Source organism: Acidovorax radicis N35 (assembly GCF_000204195.1).
Taxonomy (GTDB): Bacteria; Pseudomonadota; Gammaproteobacteria; order Burkholderiales; family Burkholderiaceae_C; genus Acidovorax; species Acidovorax radicis.
This window is the reverse complement of sequence record NZ_AFBG01000014.1, coordinates 30,167-47,554: the sequence shown is the minus strand read 5'-3', so window position 1 is coordinate 47,554 and position 17,388 is coordinate 30,167. Positions and strand designations below refer to the sequence as shown.

Below are 17,388 nucleotides of genomic sequence, written 5' to 3'. Positions count from 1 at the left end.
GGCTCGGGGACATCAAGGCCTGCGGTACAGGCTGCGAAACAGGGCGTGGCGCGGCGCCAGCAAGGCGCGCTCGGCAGGATCAGGCAGGTAGACGGTGTCGATGGGCGGCGGCAGGCACGCCCACTCCATGGGGGTGCCGACGCTCAATGCGCCCAGGCGGGCCGCGCCCAGCGCGCCACCCACGGCCGAGCCGCCGTGGGTCACGATCTCCACGTTCAGCGCGCTGGCCAGCATCTGCGCCCAGAAGGCGCTGCGGGCGCCACCGCCCACCAGGGACAGACGCGACACCTCGCTGCCCGCGGCATGCAAGGCCGCCAGGCCGTCCCGCAAACCAAAGCTCACGCCCTCCATCACCGCATAGCCCAGGCGTGCGGCGTCGGTGTCCATATCCAGCCCGTGGAAGCTGCCGCGCACCCGCGCATCGTTGTGGGGCGTGCGCTCGCCGCTGAGATAGGGCAGAAACACCGGCGCTGCCTCACGGTCCCGGGTGCTCAGCGCCGCGGCGCGTGCGGCCACCTCGCCCGCGTCCGCAGCGCCCAGCAGGTGGGCCACCCACTGCAGCGCGCTGGCGGCGGCCAGCATCACGCTCATCTGGTGCCAGCGGCCCGGCACTGCGTGGCAGAACGCATGCGTGGCACTGGCGGCATTGGGCTGGTACTGCGGCGTGACCACAAACAGCACGCCGCTGGTGCCCAGCGACAGGAACCCCTGCCCGGGCTGCACCGCGCCCATGCCCACGGCGCTGGCGGCGTTGTCACCCGCACCACCGGCCACCACGGTGCCGGGCCGCAGGCCCAGCGACTGCGCCACGTCGGCCCGCAGGCGCCCGCTCACTGCGCTGCCTTCCACCAGGCACGGCATGTGCTGTCGCGTCAGGCCGGTCAGCGCCAGCAGTTCATCCGACCAGTCGCGGCGCTGCACATCGAGCCACAGGGTGCCGCTCGCGTCCGACAGGTCGCTCACGTGCTCGCCGGTCAGCATCAGGCGCACATGGTCCTTGGGCAGTAGCACCTTGGCGATCTGCCGGAACACCGCGGGCTCGTGGCGTGCCACCCAGCGCAGCTTGGGGGCCGTAAAGCCGGGCATGGCCAGGCTACCGCCCAGATCGCTCAGCGCCGGCAGCTCGCGCATCATCTCCGCGCATTCCTCGGCGCTGCGCGTGTCGTTCCAGAGGATGGCCGGACGCAGCACGCGGTCGTGTGCATCGAGCAGCACTGCGCCGTGCATCTGGCCCGACAGGCCGATGGCCTCGGTGGCTGCGTATTCTTCGGGGTGCACGGCCCGCAGGCTGGCCAAGGCTTCCTGCGTGGCCGCCCACCAGTCGGCCGGGTCCTGCTCGCTGTGGCCGGGGTGGGGTCGCGACACCGACAGGGGCGCACCGGCGACACCCAGCACCTGCTGGTCAGGGCCGAGCAACAAAGCCTTCACTTCCGAGGTGCCTATGTCGATGCCTATGTACATGGTGGATGGCTGCGTTCAGTGAAGAAGGGCGGGCGGTGTGGCGCCTGCCGGTGGTGGAGTCAGGGCCTGCTCATCGGCCCCCGTCGCGGCGACTGCCGGCGCATGCATGGGCCGCAGCTCGTGGTGCAGCACCAGCGCGGCCGCGCCCACGGCCGAGGCCAGCAGGCCGTAGCGGGCTGCGCGCACACTGGGAGCCGCCACGCCGGCGCTGGCCGCGTAGGCATCCAGCGTGTCGCGGGCCTGCTGCACGATGCCGGGGTACCGTTCGCACGATGGCCCGCCCACCACCAGGGCACCGGGGTTGAAGGTGGTCCAGAGGTTTTGCAGCACCACGCCCAGGAACACGCCGCCGCGCGCGGGGTCGCTCTGGCGCTCCAGCGCCCGGGCCCCGAAGAAGGTTTCGGCGCACCCCCTGCGCCCGCAGGAGCACGGCGGCCCGTCGATCTGCAAAATGCTGTGGCCGATTTCGCCAGCCATGCCCTGCAGCCCGGTGAACAGCCGGTCGTTGAGCACGATGCCCGCCCCCACGCCCACGCCGCAGGTCACGAAGATCAGCGAGTCCGTCGCCTCCCCGTCCGCAAACTCGTACTCGCTGAGCGCGGCGGTGTCCGCCTCGTTCTGCACATGCACCGCCACCGGCGGGCTGCCCGCGTCGGCCAGCGCACGCGTGATCAGCGGCAAAAAGGCCACGTCGCGCCAGCCCAGGTTGGGCGCAAAGCGGATGGTGCCGGTGGCCTCGTCGAACGCGCCGGGCACGCCGATGCCCACGCCCGATACGGTGACCGGCCTGGCCGCCAGTTCGGCCTGCGTGCGCACCACCAGCGCCGCCACCTGGCGGCACACGGCGGCGGGGTCGCGGTCGGCCAGGGGGGCCTCGGCCGCGCACAGCACCTCGCCGGTGACCGACACGCCCACCACCCGCAGCGACTCGACGCCGATCTCCACGCCCACCATGGCGCGGCGGCTGCCGTCCAGGCGCAGCGGGGTGGACGGGCGGCCCATGCCCTGCGCGGCGGCCAGCCCGGTCTCGGCGAGCCAGCCTTCGTCGATCAACTCCCGCACCAGCAGGCTCACGGTGGATTTGGTCAGGCCGCTCTCGCCGGCCAGTTGGGCGCGCGAGAGGCTGCCGCGCTGGCGCAGCAGCCGCAGCAGCACGCTGCGGTTGATGCGTTTGACAAGTTGCTGGTCGCCGGTGGTCTTCATGCGGGTGTGGTGGAAGGCGCGGGCTCGCCGAGGCGGTGGGCCTGCGCTTTTCCTTCGGGTTGTTTGCCTGCGATGATCATGCCCAGAACCTCGTCCTCGGTGACATCAGTCGTGCGGTAGGCGCCCACCATGCGCCCGTTCTTCATCACCGCCAGGCGGTCGCTGAGCCCGAACACGTCGGGCATGTCGTGGGTGATCAGGAAGATGCCCACGCCGTCGGCCTTGAGCTGGCGCACCAGGCGGCCCACCATGGCGGTCTCCTCGGGGCCCAGCGCGGCGGTGGGCTCGTCCATGATCAGGATACGGGCGTTGAAGTAGATGGCGCGCGAGATGGCCACCACCTGGCGCTGCCCGCCCGACAGGCGCCGCACCGGCGTGCGCACGTTGCGGAAGTTCTTGTTCAGGCGCTCGAAGACCTTGCGGGCTTCGGCGTCCATGCGGTGGTCGTCCAGCGTGTTCCAGCGGGTGAGCAGCTCGCGGCCCAGAAACAGGTTGGCCACCGCGTCCAGGTTGTCGGCGAGCGCCAGCGTCTGGTAGATGGATTCGATGCCCAGCCGCTGCGCGTCGGCCGGCGTGCGGATGTGGGCGCTCTGCCCCTGCACCAGCACCTCGCCGCTGTCGATGGGGTAGGCGCCGGCCAGCATCTTCATCAGCGTGGACTTGCCCGCGCCGTTGTGCCCCAGCAGGGCCACCACCTCGCCCGGGTACAGGTTGAGGCTGACGTCGTCCACCGCCCGCACGCCGCCGAACGACTTGCGGATGCCGCGCATCTCCACGAGGGGCGCGTTCATGCGGTATCTCCCGTCAGGCGGCGGTACACCACGTCGAACACCACGGCCGCGATCAGCACCTGCCCAATGATCACGTAGCGCAGGCCGATGGAGATGTCGAGCAGCAAGAGCCCGCTGTCGATGCTCTGCATGATGAGCGCCCCCAGCACCGACCCCAGGATGGAGCCGCTGCCGCCCGCCAGCGCCGTGCCGCCGATCACGGCCGCCGCGATCACGAACAGCTCCATGCCCGTGCCCAGCGAATTGGTGCCGGCGTTGAGCCGCGCAATCGAGACCATGGCCGCAATCGTGATGAGCACGCCCATCAGCGCGAACAGCATCAGCGTGACGCGGCGCACCGGAATGCCGACCAGGGCCGCCGCCTCCGGGTTGCCGCCGATGGCGAACACGTAGCGCCCAAAGCGCGTGCGCCGCACGATGAACGACAGCACCACCGCCACGCCGCCCCAGATGAGCACGGGGATGGGCACGCCCTGCGGCGCATCCTTGGTGGGTATCTGGTACGCGTTCATCGTGGCGACAAAGCCCACGGCGATCACGGCCGGCACGGCTGCCACCAGCGCATCGAGCCACAGCGCGGGGTTGGGCACACCGTACGACGCCTTGGCCCGGCGCCGCAACCAGGTCTTCAAGCCCAGCGCCACCACCAGCACCACGGCCAGCACCCAGCTGGCCTGCACGCCGATGGCGCCATCGAAGCCGCCGCCCAGGCGCTGAAAAAAGCTGTCGCTGACCGGCTGGGTCTTGCCGTCGGCCACCATGAAGGCCGCGCCGCGAAACGACATCAGCCCGCCCAGAGTAACCACGAAGGACGGCACCCCCAGCATCGCCGTGAGCGCGCCCTGGTAGAGCGACACGCCGATCGCCACCGCCAGCCCGGCCAGCGACGCCGCCACCCAGTGCCAGCCGGCGGTGTACATCAGCGTGGCGATCAGCACGCCGACAAAACCCATCACCGAGCCCACCGAGAGATCGATGTGGCGCGCCACGATCACCAGCACCACCACCGTGGCCACGATGCCGACCACGGCCGTCTGCTGGGCAATGTTGTAGAGGTTCTCGGGCGACAGGAACAAGCCGCCCGAGAGGATGTTGAACACGATGGCGGTGACCATCAGGACGGCGCCCATCAGCACCAACCGCCAGTCGATGGCCAGTTGCCTGAGGGCATGGGGAACAGGACTCACAAGCGCACTCCGCCAGAAATGAGAAGGGACCGGGTTCAGGCCTGCCCGCCGCGCACGGCAATGCCCCGCTCCCGGTCCGGGAGCTTCAAAACATGTTGTTCAGCAGCCGGGCGGCACGCAGCGCCGCGCCGGGCTCACTTGCAGGCGGCAGGCGCCTTGGCAGCATCCACACCCTTGCACAGTGCATCCTTCTGGATCCAGCCGGCCTTCACCACCAGATCGAGGTTCTTGGCAGTGATCGGCACGGGTTTCAGGAACTGCGCCTGCAGCGACACCTTTTTCTCCCCGCCGTTCCAGGTCTGGGCGCCCGCCACCTTCTGGCCCTTGGCCAGCGCGACGGCTGCTGCGGCGGCATCGCGGCCCAGGTCGCGGGCGTCCTTCCAGACCGACACCGTCTGCGAGCCCTGGGCCACGCGGTTCAGTGCAGCATGGTCGCCGTCCTGGCCGGACACCGGGATGCCCTTGATGCCCTTGGCCGTCAGCGCCGCCACCACACCGCCGGCCGTGCCGTCGTTGGAGGCCACCACGGCGTCAATCTTGCCGCCGCTCTTGGTGATGATCTGCTCCATGTTCTTTTGCGCGACCTCGGGCTTCCAGCCTTCGGTGTATTCCTCGCCGACGATCTTGATGTCGCCCTTGGTGATGGCCGCCTCGATCACCTCCTGCTGCCCGCCGCGCAGGAAGTTGGCGTTGGGGTCGGTGGGCGAGCCCTTGATCATCACGTAGTTGCCCTTGGGCTTGGCCTCGAACACGGCGCGGGCCTGCATGCGGCCGACCTCGACGTTGTCAAAGGTGATGTAGAACACGCCGGGGGCCTCGATCAGGCGGTCGTAGGCCACGACCGGGATCTTCTGCTGCGCGGCCTTGTTGACGGCGGGCAGGATCGCGTCCTTGTCCATCGCCAGCACGATCAGCACCTTGGCGCCCTTGGCGATGAGGGAGTCGACGTCGGACAGCTGCTTCTCGGGCGAGCCGCCCGCGTCGGCGCTGATGTAGCTGGCGCCCAGCTTGGCCAGCTGCTCCTTGATGGCCTTCTCGTCGGTCTTCCAGCGCTCTTCCTGGAAGTTGGACCAGCTCACGCCCACCACCTGGGCGAACGCACTGGCGCCGGACAGGCCCAGCACCAGGGCTGCCAGGGCGGTCAAGGTTGTCTTCAATTTCATTCTTGTCTCCATGAGTGGCCTCGTGCGGGCCTTGGTTGGTGTGAACGACGTTGACTGTCGTGCCGCAATCCCTCTCGCTGAACCTTGCAGGCTGCAGGCCGTGACGAGACGTTTTCCCCGCCAAGCAAAGACTTCAACCCGACATAGTGCGGACGACAAACTAATTATGAAAGGGCCGAACCGGCGCACGCATCCGGGCAAACCCGACATAGTTTGATGAGTGAACTTATTAGTTAAGCAGCGATAAAAAGTGCAGCCATGGATGTCGCGCCCGGCCTTGTGACCAGCCCTCGCCGCATTCGATGGCCGCTCTGTGCGAGTTGGTGCCCCGCCCCGGTTGCGGCTCCAAAGCCCCCGCCCAGACAGGGCTGAGAAGGCCCGCCCGGGCGGTGCCCCTTAAAATCCCCGGATTCCAGCCCGCCCGGCGGGTCTACCAGCACCAAAGCCCCTTCCATGAGCTCCTCTGCCTCCTCCACCCCCATCTCCTACAAAGACGCCGGCGTTGACATCGACGCGGGCGACGCGCTGATCGAGCGCATCAAGCCGCTGGCCAAGAAGACCATGCGCGAAGGCGTGCTGGCGGGCATCGGCGGCTTTGGCGCCCTGTTCGAGGTGCCCAAGCGCTACAAGGAGCCCGTGTTGGTGTCTGGCACCGATGGCGTGGGCACCAAGCTCAAGCTCGCGTTCGAATGGAACATGCACGACACCGTGGGCATCGACCTGGTGGCCATGAGCGTGAACGACGTGCTGGTGCAGGGCGCCGAGCCCCTGTTCTTTCTTGATTACTTCGCCTGCGGCAAGCTCGATGTGGACACTGCGGCGGCCGTGATCGGCGGCATTGCCAAGGGCTGCGAGCTGTCCGGCTGTGCCCTGATCGGCGGCGAAACCGCCGAGATGCCCGGCATGTACCCCGCAGGCGAATACGACCTGGCCGGCTTTGCCGTGGGTGCGGTCGAAAAGGCCAAGATCCTCACCGGCCAAGACGTGAAGCCCGGCGACGTGGTGCTGGGCCTGGCCAGCCACGGCGTGCACTCCAATGGCTTCAGCCTGGTGCGCAAGTGCATCGAGCGCGCAGGCGCCACCGCCCCGGCCACGCTGGACGGAAAGCCCTTCAAGCAGGCCATCATGGAGCCCACCCGCCTGTACGTGAAGAACGTGCTGGCCGCGCTGGCTGCCCACCCGCATACGCAGGATGCCGGTGGCATCAAGGCCCTGGCCCACATCACCGGCGGCGGCCTGCTGGAGAACATCCCCCGCGTGCTGCCCGACGGCACCGCCGCCCACCTGACCAAGGGCAGCTGGCCCCAGACCGAGCTGTTCGCCTGGCTGCAAAAGACCGCCGGCATCGACGACATCGAGATGAACCGCACTTTCAACAACGGCATCGGCATGGTGGTGGTGGTGGATGCTGCCGCCGCAGAAGCCACGGCCGCCACGCTGCGCGCCGCGGGCGAGCAGGTGTACGCCATCGGCACCATCGCCGCACGCGGCGAAGGTGCGGCCGTGGTCGTGGCCTGAGGTGAAGCAACACCCCCCTGAGCCGCTTCGCGGCTTCCCGCCGGACTCGGCCGCGCCAGTGTCGAGCCATGCAGGTGATGTGCAGCGCCGTGACTGACCAACATCCCACCACGCTACCGCCCCGCGCCCTGAACCTGGGCATCGTGGCAGCCAGTTACGTGCTGATGGCTGCTGTGCTGCTGCTGGTGATGTGGCGCGGCCTGTTACCCGGCCTGTTGTGTGTATGCCTGGGCTTCCTGCTCACCCGCGCCCTCACCGGCTGGTTTGCCCAGGGGCTAGGCCGCATCCAGCGGCAACCCACCCCCTCCGCCACCAGCCTGCGCGTGGCGCAGGTGACGGCGGCGGGCCTGGTGATGCTGCTGCCGCTGGCGCTGCTGGCGGCGGGTCTCACCCACTCGCGCGGCTACTTGGTCAGTGCGCCGCAGCAATACCAGGAACTGCTCACCTACATGGCGCGCACGGTGCTGGAGCTGCGCCTGAAGCTGCCCGCCGACGTGGCCTCGCACCTGCCTGAGGGCGTAGCCGATATCCAGCGCATCATCGCCAACTACCTGGGCGCCAAGGCGGGGGCCCTGGCCATGGCGGGGCGTGCCTGGCTGGCGGGGGTGCTGTTTGCCTATGTGGGCCTGCTGATTGGCGCCCTGGCTGCCGTGCGGCCGCCAGTGCTGGCACGCGGCCCGCTGGCCCAGCAGCTCAAGCTGCGCATCACGCTGTTTGGCGAGGCGTTCCGCCAGATCGTGGCAGCGCAGTTCTGGATTGCAGCGTTCAACACGCTGCTGACCGCGCTGTTCCTGCTGTTTGTGCTGCCGCTGTGGGGCCTGCAGCTGCCTTACACGCCTGTGCTCATCACCTTCACCTTTGTGGCGGGGCTGGTGCCCATCGTGGGCAACCTGGTGTGCAACGTGGTGATCACGATCGTCGGCCTGTCAGTGTCGCCGCTGGCGGCTGCGGCATGCCTGGGCTTCCTGATCCTGATCCACAAGGCCGAATACGTGATCAACGCCAAGGTGGTGGGGCGCCGCACGCAGATGGGCGTGTGGGAGCTTCTGAGTGTGATGTTCGTGGCAGAGGCCGTCTTCGGCCCCGCCGGTCTGGTGGCAGCGCCGCTGTTCTACGCCTACCTCAAGAAGGAACTGGTGGCGTCGAGGCTCGTGTAGTGGCCCCGCCCCCGCCGGGCGCTGCAGCCGCAGCAGCCTGGCCCATCCCTCCCCTCTGAGCCCAGCGGCTCACCGAGGGCCATGTGCCCGCCATGCCCCCTGCAGGGACTTTCCCGTGCAAGGCCAGTGCGGGTTATCGCCATGCTGAAAGCCAGCACTCCGGGGCTACCCTGCTCTTTGAACAGATTCTTGACGCCGCGCCCACTCGCCGGACGGCGACAGCGCCTGGTCTTCACTTTTTTTCAGGGGCTCCCCATGACCATTGCACGAAAACTGGCACTTCTGGTGCTGAGCGCCCTCCTCGGCATCGCCGTCCTGACCGCGTGGTTCCTGCTGTCCGAGCGCCAGTTGATCCTGGAGGAGCGCCAGACGGGCGTGCGCCAGGTCGTGGAATCCGCGCATGGCATTGCCACACACTTCCACGACCTCAGCACCAAGGGTGGCATGCCCGATGACGAAGCCCGCAAGCGCGCGGCGGCGGCCATTCAGGCGGTGCGCTACAGCGGGAACGAATATGTCTGGATCAACGACATGCACCCCCGCATGGTGATGCACCCGATCCGCCCCGAGCTCAACGGACAAGACCTCACGGCCAACAAGGACCCCAACGGCAAGCAGCTGTTTGTCGAATTCGTGCGCACTGTGCAGGCTAGCGGCGCGGGCTTCGTGCCCTACCTGTGGCCCAAGGCCGGCAGCGACACGCCGGTGGAGAAAACCTCCTACGTCAAAGGCTTTGCCCCCTGGGGCTGGGTGATCGGTTCGGGCGTCTACATCGACACCGTCAACACCGCCATCTGGCAGCGGGCACTGCGGTTCGGCGTGCTGGCCCTGCTGCTGGGGGCCGCCCTGCTGGTGCTGGGCACCCTCATATCGCGCAACCTGCTGCGCCAGCTGGGCGGCGAGCCCGGCTACGCGCGCAGCATTGCCCGCAGCATCTCTGAAGGGGATCTGTCGGTGGCTGTCGCCACGCGTGCGGGCGACAGTTCCAGCCTCATGCTGGACATGCAGTCCATGCGCGACAGCCTGCACCGCATCGTGCAGCGGGTGCGCGACGGCACCGAACACATTGCCAGCGCGTCGCAACAGATCGCTGCGGGCAATCACGACCTGTCTGCCCGCACCGAATCCCAGGCCAGCGCGCTGGAGCAGACCGCTGCGTCCATGGAAGAGATGACCTCCAACGTGAAGCAGAACGCCGACAACGCCCGCCAGGCCAGCGTGCTGGCCCAAACCGCCTCGGACGTCGCCCGCAAGGGGGGCGTGGTGGTCGAGAAAGTCGTGCAGACCATGGGCTCGATCGACGCGTCTTCGCGCAAGGTGTCCGACATCACGGGCGTCATCGAGGGCATCGCGTTCCAGACCAACATCCTCGCGCTCAATGCGGCGGTGGAAGCCGCCCGGGCCGGCGAACAGGGGCGGGGCTTTGCGGTGGTGGCCACCGAGGTGCGCAGCCTCGCGCAGCGCTCGTCCGAGGCGGCCAAAGAAATCAAGGCGCTTATCGGCCATTCGGCCGAGCAGGTGAAGGCGGGCGCACAGCTGGCGCAAGAGGCCGGGGCCACCATGCAGAACGTGGTGGACAGCGTGCTGCGCGTGTCGGCCGTGATCGAGGAGATCAGCCAGGCCAGCCGCGAGCAGACCGATGGCATCGAGCAAATCAACGAAGCCGTCTCGCAAATGGACCAGGGCACGCAGCAAAACGCGGCCTTGGTCGAGCAGGCCACCGCCGCCGCCGCCGCCTTGCAGCAGCAGGCCCATCAACTCAAGGAAGTGGTGGCCGCCTTTCAACTGCAGGCGGGTGCACACGCAGAACCATTGGCCGACAGGCGCCAGCCCCGGCTGACCTGAGCCGCTCAGACCATTTACTGCATATTTGATAGCAGAAAATGCCCTGCAGAAAAGCGGCAGGGCCTGATCTGATGGCTATTTTTCTTTGAACTGGCGGGCTACAAAGGCCCAGACCAGTGCCGAGGCATCGGGCCCCAGGGGATCGCTGTACAACAGCTGCGCGGCACCACCGCTCCAGGCATGGGCCAGCCCGACCACTTCGCGCAACGCCACAACCGTTCGGCCCCGCGCCCGGAACTCGGTCACCCGCATGGCGTGGCGCTGCCCGCGCTGCAAGGTGCGGCTGGCGCCCGCCCGCGCACCCAGCGCCTGTGCCCACAACTGTGCCGTGGCGGCCGCATTGCGCACCGACACCACACCATCCGCGTCGCCATGCAGCACCAGCAACGGCGGCAGCAGGCTGCCCGTCGGACTTTTTCCGCCCACAGCGGCAACCGATTCGACAGGTGCCCCGGCCGCCAGCGCGTCAGGCAGATGGGCATCACGCCGCCCGTGCATGGCGGCGATGGCGGTGGCCGCGGACTCGGCCGTGCCCGGAGCCACACCCGAATGCATGGCCACGGCGCAAAACCGGTCGGGATAGAGCGCAGCCATCAGCACGGCCATGCTGCCACCCGCCGACAGGCCCGCCACGGCCACGCGAGAAAGATCCACCGGGTGGCGGCGTGCGAGCTGGTCCACGGCGGCCAGCAGCGTGGCGGCTTCAGCCTCGGCCTTGCCACTGCGGCGTTCGAACCAGTTCCAGCAGCCATGTGCGTTGGCCATGCGTTCCTGCTCGGGGTAGAGCACCAGAAAGCGCTCACGCGCGGCGAGCCGGTTCATGCGCGACACGGCGGCCAGGTCCCGTCCGGTCTGGCCGCAGCCGTGCAGCATGACCAGGAGGGGCAGCTTCTCATCCACCGCCAACGCCAGGCCGGGCGGGGTGTACAGCTGAAACCGCCGCGCGCCCGCAGGCCCTGGTGCAATGCCCGCCAGCCATTTGCCGCTGGCCGGCACCGGCTTGCGTGCGGGGCGAGGGGTTCGCGTGCTGGACGGTTTTTGGGCAGCCACCACCCGCAGCTTTGCCGGCGCCTTGGCGCGCACGGGCTGCACCGCCCGCGTCGCCCGTGCAAACGCCTTCAGGTTGCGCTGGTACGCCCGCGTCAGCGCTGACATCGAAAACAGACGGGAACGGCGGGGCATGGGTGTTTGGGGCAGGACGGGCAAGGAATTAAGGGAAAACCCTAGTCACCATAACAGCTTATGGCAAATAATTGCATATTGCTACTATATTTATAGCAATAATCCATTGCAGGATAAGCCCCAGAGATTGTTTTTATCTCAAAAAATGCCCCACCCGCCCAGCACACCGACGGCAGCGGGCAGACTACCCCCTCCAATATGGCCTAAATTGATCTAAGCTTGTCTCCAGGAGACGGGACGCCATCTGGTTGCGCTGAGAAGATTGGACCTTCATTTCAACCCGCCTTCGAGTTCACCATGAAAACCTGTCTGATTGTGATTGACGTCCAGGAATCCTTCCGCCACCGCCCCTATTTCACAGCCCAGGATCTGCCGGCCTATCTGCGCGCCCAGAACGCGCTGATCGAAGGCTGTGTGGCACGCGGCGTGCCCGTGGTGCGGGTGTTCCATGCAGAAGGCCCGGCTGTGCCCGAGAACGCTTTCTCTGTCGCGTCGGGCCATGTGCGGGCGCTGGAGAGCCTGGTGGACTTCGAGGCAGCCGCCACCTTCACCAAATCTCGCCACAGCGCGCTGGTGGGCACGGGGCTGGACGTGTGGCTGACACAACACGGCGTCCAGCGCCTGATCGTGAGTGGCATCCGCACCGAGCAATGCTGCGAGACCACCACCCGCCACGCCTCCGACCTGGGCTGGGAGGTGGACTACGTCACCGACGCAACCCTGACCTGGGACATGGAGCAACCCGACGGCCAGACGCTGGCGGCCGCAGACATCAAGACCCGCACCGCCACCGTGCTGCAGGGCCGGTTTGCCACCCTGAGCACGGTTCAGCAGGCCATCGACCGGGCCGCAGCATGAGCACTGCCATGAACACCTTCTCCGCACCCCACCCCCTGCAGGTCTCCATCCTGGTCTTCGACGAGGTGGAGGCCCTGGACCTGGGCGGCCCCTACGAAGTCTTTACCACTGCCAGCCGCATGCACCAGCGCCTGTACCCCGGCGCGCCAGCACCGTTTGGGGTGCAGTGCGTGGCCCGCAGCATGGCCCCGGTGCGCGCCCGCGCGGGCCTGCGCGTGTTGCCCGATGCGGACTTTGCCACCGCCGCCACGCCCGATGTGCTCATCGTGCCGGGTGGTGTGGTCGATGCCGCCGCTGCCTGCCAAAGCACCCGCGCGTGGGTTGCCCAGGCGGCGGGCGGTGCGCAGATCACAGCCTCGGTGTGCACGGGCGCCTTTATTTTGGCGGCGGCAGGTGTCCTCACCGAAGGGCCCGCCACCACGCACTGGGAGGACATTGCCGACCTGCGCGCTCAGTTTCCTGCGCTCGACGTGCTGGAGAATGTGCGCTGGGTGGACCGGGGTGCGCTTGTCACGTCCGCGGGCATCAGCGCCGGCATCGACATGAGCCTGCACTTGGTCACGCGCCTCGTCGGCGCCGCGCTGTCCGAGCGCACCGCCCGCCAGATGGATACCCCGTGGAACAACAAGCCTTGACCCCCCTGTGCCGCTGCGCGTCACCCCCCCCGAGGGGGACGCCGCCCGTGGACTGGCAAAGCCCGTTCCACGGTGGCACTGGCCTCGGTTGCGCCAGTTTTATGACGGGTCAACAGGAACAAGTGATGTCCAACACACTGCCCCAGCCCATCCACGTGTACTTTGCTTTGCTACCGGGCAGCCTGGTGCTGGACTGGGCGGGCCCGGCCGAGGCGCTGCGCATTGCCAACCAGACCCTGGTCAACCAGGGCCAGCCCGCGCGGTTTGTGCAGCACTTCGTGAGCCCCACTCCCCAATCCGTGTCTTCGGTGGGCGCCGTGCTGACAGGGCTGGAGCCGCTGCCCGCCACCTTGCCCTCACCCGCGTGGGTGGTGCTGGTGGGGCTGGCGGGACAACACATCGACGTGGAAGGCGAAGAGGCGCGCGCCCTGCTGCACTGGCTGCGAGGGCTGCGGCCCGTGGCGGGGCAGCTGGACCTGATCACGGTGTGCGCCGGGTCGGTGCTGGCCGCCCATGCGGGCCTGCTGACGGGCCGCCGCGCCACCACCCACCACCAGCACCTGGATGAACTGGCTGCCGTGGACCCGCGCTGCGACGTGGTGGCCAACCGCGTGTTTGTGGCCGATGGCGCCGTATACAGCAGCGCGGGCGTGACCACGGGCATCGACCTGCTGCTGCACCGCCTCTCCGACACCTGCGGCCCCGCGCTGGCGGCCCAGGTCGCGCAGTCCATGGTGGTGGCCCTGCGCCGGGGACCGAACGACCCCGAGTTTTCCCCCTTTCTGCACCACCGCAACCACCTGCACCCCGCCCTGCACCGCGTGCAGGACGCCGTGGGCCAGCAGCCGCAAGCCGACTGGAGCGTGCCGCAGATGGCCGAGGTGGCCCACACTTCGCCCCGGCACCTCACGCGGCTGTTTCTGGAGCACGCGGGCATTGCGCCGCTGCAGTACCTGCGCCGCATCCGCCTGGCCACGGCCGAGGCCGCGCTGCGGTCTGGCCAGAACGTGACGCAGGCGGCGCTGATGGCAGGCTTCAGCTCGGACACCCAGCTGCGGCGCGCCTGGCACCAGTTCGGGCGCGGCGGCACGCCGTCGCAGGGCACCTTCCGAGGGCACACGCACTGAGCGTCCGCAAGCGCGCATTTCACGCCCACGGCCCATAATCAATGTCCATCGCGACTGCCCCATACCGCCATGAAAGAGCCCCCTCGCCCCGCCAATGAGGACGACCGCCTGCAGGCCCTGCGCCAGCTGCTGATACTGGACACCCCTCCCGAGGAGCGTTTTGACCGGCTCACGGCATTTGCCGCGCAGGAATTCGACATGCCCATCGTGCTGCTGTCGCTCATCGACGCAGAACGGCAGTGGTTCAAGGCCCGCGTCGGGCTGGATGTGTGCGAGACCACACGTGGCATCTCGTTTTGCGCCCACGCCATCCTGCAGGACGACACGCTGGTGGTGCCCGATGTGGCGCTGGACGACCGCTTTGCCGACAACCCGCTGGTCACCGGCGATCCCCACATCCAGTTCTACGCCGGCGCACCACTGAAGATGCCGGGCGGAGAGAACATCGGCACGCTGTGCCTCATCGACCGCACACCGCGCCAGCTGGATGCGATCGACCTGGCCATCCTCGCGTCCCTGCGCGACCTGGCGGTGGAGGAGCTAGTGCGCCGCGCCCACGGGGAGCCCGCACGATGAGCAGCGCATCCCCATTGGACATTCTTCTCGTGGAGCCCAGCTCGCTCACCGGCAGCATCATCGTGGCCACGGCGCGCCAGTTGAACCTGCCTGCAGTGCGCCAGGTGGGCACGGTGCGCAACGCGCAGCAGCAACTCGCGGCCAAGGACTTCTCGGGCGTCATCGTCTCGCTGGACGAAGCTCCCGAAGCCGTGGCACTGCTCGAACAGGTGCGCAGCGCCCAGTTCGCAGTGGACGCCCAAGTGCCCGTGGCGGTGACCACGACCCAGGTCGATGCATCGACCGCCGTGCAGATGAAGGCGCTGCAGGTGCGGCGCGTGTTGCTCAAGCCCTTCAAGGTGCGGGACGTGATCTCGACCATCGAGATGCTCAAGGGCCCGGCCCAGACGTAGAAATTCAGGCCTTTTTGGCCGCTAGCGCTTGATGGACAGGCGCTACCTGCTATTCAAAAAATAGCAATGAAACTACTGAGCTGCGTGGCGCGGGCAGCACCGGCGGCGGCATCAGACGTCTTGCACCAGCCACCCTGCGCAAAGTGCGCTCAGTACATCTCAGGCACATACATCGGCGCGGGCACGGGTTGGCGCAAATACTCAGGGTTACGCACCCGGTCCGGCAGCACCACCGCCGGGTGGGGCACATCCTGGTAGGGCAGTTGCGACAGCAGGTGGGCGATGCAATTGAGGCGCGCCTTTTTCTTGTCCACCGCCTGCACCACCCACCAGGGCGCCTCGGGGATGTGGGTGCGCTCCAGCATGGTTTCCTTGGCCTTGGTATAGGCTTCCCAGCGCACGCGGCTTTCCAGGTCCATGGGGCTGAGCTTCCACTGCTTGAGCGGGTCGTGGATGCGGCCCAGAAAGCGCAGGTGCTGCTCTTCATCGGTGATGGAGAACCAGTATTTGACGAGTGTGATGCCCGAGCGCACGAGCATCTTTTCAAACTCGGGCACGGTGCGGAAGAACTCTTCGTATTCGTCGTCGGTGCAAAAGCCCATCACGCGCTCCACACCCGCGCGGTTGTACCAGCTGCGGTCAAACAGCACCATCTCGCCAGCGGCGGGCAGGTGCGCCACGTAGCGCTGGAAGTACCACTGCGTGCGCTCGCGGTCATTGGGTGCTGGCAGCGCAGCCACGCGGGCCACGCGGGGGTTCAGGCGCTGGGTGATGCGCTTGATCACGCCGCCCTTGCCGGCGGCGTCGCGCCCCTCGAACAGGATCACCACCTTCTGGCGGCTGTGCTGCACCCAGTCCTGCAGCTTGACGAGTTCGCCCTGCAGGCGAAACAGCTCCTTGAAGTAGAGCTGGCGTGCGAGCTTGTCCGTGGACTGCAACGCTCCGAGGTCATCGACATCGCGGTCCTCGATCTCCAGCTCCAGCTCTTCGTCATAGCTGTCGATCAGGTCGTTGGCGATGCGTTGCATCAAGTCCTGGGTATCAAGGGTGTTCTGGTGAAACATGGGCAACAGATCCGAGCGGGCAAAGAGACAGACAGATGCGCCATCGTGGGGCCGGCCGGTGACAGTGTTGTGACACCGGCGTGATCTGTCACGGGGTTGTCACGCCCGCGCCGCACTATGCAGCCGTGCCCGCTGTTGTTTGTCCACTCCCGTCCGCCCCTTCCCCGCCGTGAACACCCACCTGAACTACGGCGGTGATGCCGCCGGGCTGATCTGCGGCTACCTGCTGGGCGCAGGCACTGCGCCCCACGAAGTCGATACCGTGCAGGCCGCACAGTGGTTGGCGGGCCTACACCCCCATGGCACGGCCAGCGACCACCGTGCGCTGCCACCACAAGGCACCTTCCTGTGGCTGCACTTCAACCTGAGCCACGCCCAGGCCGTGCGCTGGATGGAGCGGCATGCCGACCTGCCCGAAGCCTTTTTTGACGCGCTCAAGGACCGCTCGGTGTCCACCCGCATCGAGCGTGACGACGACACGCTGATCGCCGTGCTCAACGACGCACACTTTGACTTTGCGTTCGAGCCTTCGGACATCGCCACCCTGTGGACCAGCGTGGCGCCGCACCTGATGGTGACGGGGCGCACCCGCCCGCTGCGCTCGGTGGACGCACTGCGCACGGCGGTGCGCAGCGGCAACGCGCCCTGCTCCAGCGTGGCCCTGCTGGCCGAGCTGATGCGCACGCAGGCCTCGGGCCTGGTGGACATCGTGCGCGGCGTGACCCAGCGCATCGACGATGTGGAGGACGCGCTGCTGGCTGGCCGGCTGGACCACAAACGCGCGCGGCTCGGCGTGCTGCGGCGCCTGCTGGTGCGCCTGCAGCGGCTGCTGGCGCCCGAGCCGGCGGCGCTGTTCCGCCTGCTGCAGCACCCGCCTGCCTGGATGGGCGCAGACGATGCGCAAGAGCTGCGCGATTCGACCGAAGAGTTCTCGGTGGTACTGCGCGACATGCAGGGCCTGCAGGAGCGCATCAAGCTGCTGCAGGAAGAAATCGCTGCCAGCGTGCAGGAGGCGAACAGCCGCAGCCTGTTTGTGCTGACGGTTGTGACCGTGCTGGCCCTCCCCATCAACATCCTTGCGGGGCTGTTCGGCATGAACGTGGGCGGCGTGCCGCTGGCCGACAACGGGCATGGCTTCTGGATCATCGTGGCCGTGGTGGCGGCCTTCACGGCCGTGGCGGGCTGGCTGGCGCTGCGGGGCACGGGGGACTCATAGGAGCCTGGCTCCG

The 17,388-nt window shown here is 67.9% G+C and carries 16 protein-coding genes; 9 read left to right on the top strand and 7 right to left on the bottom strand.

The features are described 5' to 3' along the window. Positions 1 to 12: 12 nt before the first annotated feature. The 5 genes from xylB to xylF all read right to left on the bottom strand — a co-directional run bounded on the left by xylB (position 13) and on the right by xylF (position 5,805). On the bottom strand, positions 13 to 1,461 hold the full coding sequence (gene xylB, locus ARADN35_RS0103930) for a xylulokinase (RefSeq protein WP_010459239.1): 1,449 nt from the start codon (positions 1,459 to 1,461) through the stop codon (positions 13 to 15). A gap of 15 nt (positions 1,462 to 1,476) precedes the next feature. After that, positions 1,477 to 2,664, bottom strand: coding sequence for an ROK family transcriptional regulator (locus ARADN35_RS0103925; protein ID WP_010459237.1), 1,188 nt, complete (start codon positions 2,662 to 2,664; stop codon positions 1,477 to 1,479). Then, positions 2,661 to 3,455 (bottom strand): ATP-binding cassette domain-containing protein, encoded by a 795-nt coding sequence (locus tag ARADN35_RS25840; RefSeq protein ID WP_010459236.1) that lies wholly within the window; start codon positions 3,453 to 3,455, stop codon positions 2,661 to 2,663. The genes ARADN35_RS0103925 and ARADN35_RS25840 overlap by 4 nt, the downstream gene beginning before the upstream one ends. Beyond that, complete coding sequence (locus tag ARADN35_RS0103915) at positions 3,452 to 4,585, bottom strand: sugar ABC transporter permease (RefSeq protein ID WP_050812444.1); 1,134 nt, start codon at positions 4,583 to 4,585, stop codon at positions 3,452 to 3,454. The genes ARADN35_RS25840 and ARADN35_RS0103915 overlap by 4 nt, the downstream gene beginning before the upstream one ends. Before the next feature lie 191 nt (positions 4,586 to 4,776). After that, positions 4,777 to 5,805 carry a D-xylose ABC transporter substrate-binding protein gene (xylF, locus tag ARADN35_RS0103910; protein WP_010459232.1) on the bottom strand — a complete coding sequence of 343 codons (1,029 nt, stop codon included), beginning with the start codon at positions 5,803 to 5,805 and terminating at the stop codon, positions 4,777 to 4,779. A gap of 453 nt (positions 5,806 to 6,258) precedes the next feature. Here xylF and purM point away from each other — a divergent pair, with 453 nt between their 5' ends. From purM to ARADN35_RS0103895, 3 genes are all read left to right on the top strand, one after another. Next, positions 6,259 to 7,323, top strand: coding sequence for a phosphoribosylformylglycinamidine cyclo-ligase (purM, locus tag ARADN35_RS0103905; protein ID WP_010459230.1), 1,065 nt, complete (start codon positions 6,259 to 6,261; stop codon positions 7,321 to 7,323). 77 nt (positions 7,324 to 7,400) lie between these two features. Continuing rightward, the gene (locus ARADN35_RS0103900) at positions 7,401 to 8,480 is read left to right on the top strand and encodes an AI-2E family transporter (RefSeq protein WP_010459228.1); all 1,080 of its coding nucleotides are present in this window, start codon (positions 7,401 to 7,403) and stop codon (positions 8,478 to 8,480) included. Between the two features lie 255 nt (positions 8,481 to 8,735). Further along, positions 8,736 to 10,325, top strand: coding sequence for a methyl-accepting chemotaxis protein (locus tag ARADN35_RS0103895; protein ID WP_010459226.1), 1,590 nt, complete (start codon positions 8,736 to 8,738; stop codon positions 10,323 to 10,325). A gap of 75 nt (positions 10,326 to 10,400) precedes the next feature. Here ARADN35_RS0103895 and ARADN35_RS0103890 read toward each other — a convergent pair whose 3' ends face one another. After that, positions 10,401 to 11,507, bottom strand: coding sequence for an extracellular catalytic domain type 1 short-chain-length polyhydroxyalkanoate depolymerase (locus ARADN35_RS0103890; RefSeq protein WP_010459224.1), 1,107 nt, complete (start codon positions 11,505 to 11,507; stop codon positions 10,401 to 10,403). 297 nt (positions 11,508 to 11,804) lie between these two features. Here ARADN35_RS0103890 and ARADN35_RS0103885 point away from each other — a divergent pair, with 297 nt between their 5' ends. From ARADN35_RS0103885 to ARADN35_RS0103865, 5 genes are all read left to right on the top strand, one after another. After that, a complete protein-coding gene (locus ARADN35_RS0103885; RefSeq protein ID WP_010459221.1) occupies positions 11,805 to 12,365 on the top strand; it encodes a cysteine hydrolase family protein in 561 nt (186 codons plus the stop codon). A gap of 8 nt (positions 12,366 to 12,373) precedes the next feature. Further along, the gene (locus ARADN35_RS0103880) at positions 12,374 to 13,000 is read left to right on the top strand and encodes a DJ-1/PfpI family protein (protein WP_029413189.1); all 627 of its coding nucleotides are present in this window, start codon (positions 12,374 to 12,376) and stop codon (positions 12,998 to 13,000) included. 125 nt (positions 13,001 to 13,125) lie between these two features. Continuing rightward, the gene (locus ARADN35_RS0103875) at positions 13,126 to 14,127 is read left to right on the top strand and encodes a GlxA family transcriptional regulator (RefSeq protein ID WP_010459217.1); all 1,002 of its coding nucleotides are present in this window, start codon (positions 13,126 to 13,128) and stop codon (positions 14,125 to 14,127) included. Between the two features lie 69 nt (positions 14,128 to 14,196). Then, a complete protein-coding gene (locus ARADN35_RS25835; RefSeq protein WP_010459215.1) occupies positions 14,197 to 14,703 on the top strand; it encodes a GAF domain-containing protein in 507 nt (168 codons plus the stop codon). Next, entirely contained in the window at positions 14,700 to 15,095 is a 396-nt protein-coding gene (locus tag ARADN35_RS0103865) for a DNA-binding transcriptional response regulator (protein WP_010459213.1), read from the top strand. The genes ARADN35_RS25835 and ARADN35_RS0103865 overlap by 4 nt, the downstream gene beginning before the upstream one ends. Before the next feature lie 149 nt (positions 15,096 to 15,244). Here ARADN35_RS0103865 and ppk2 read toward each other — a convergent pair whose 3' ends face one another. Further along, a complete protein-coding gene (gene ppk2, locus ARADN35_RS0103860; protein WP_010459211.1) occupies positions 15,245 to 16,159 on the bottom strand; it encodes a polyphosphate kinase 2 in 915 nt (304 codons plus the stop codon). Between the two features lie 169 nt (positions 16,160 to 16,328). Between ppk2 and ARADN35_RS0103855 the strand changes: the two genes are divergently transcribed. Then, positions 16,329 to 17,375, top strand: coding sequence for a transporter (locus ARADN35_RS0103855; RefSeq protein WP_029413186.1), 1,047 nt, complete (start codon positions 16,329 to 16,331; stop codon positions 17,373 to 17,375). The last annotated feature ends 13 nt before the right edge of the window (positions 17,376 to 17,388 follow it).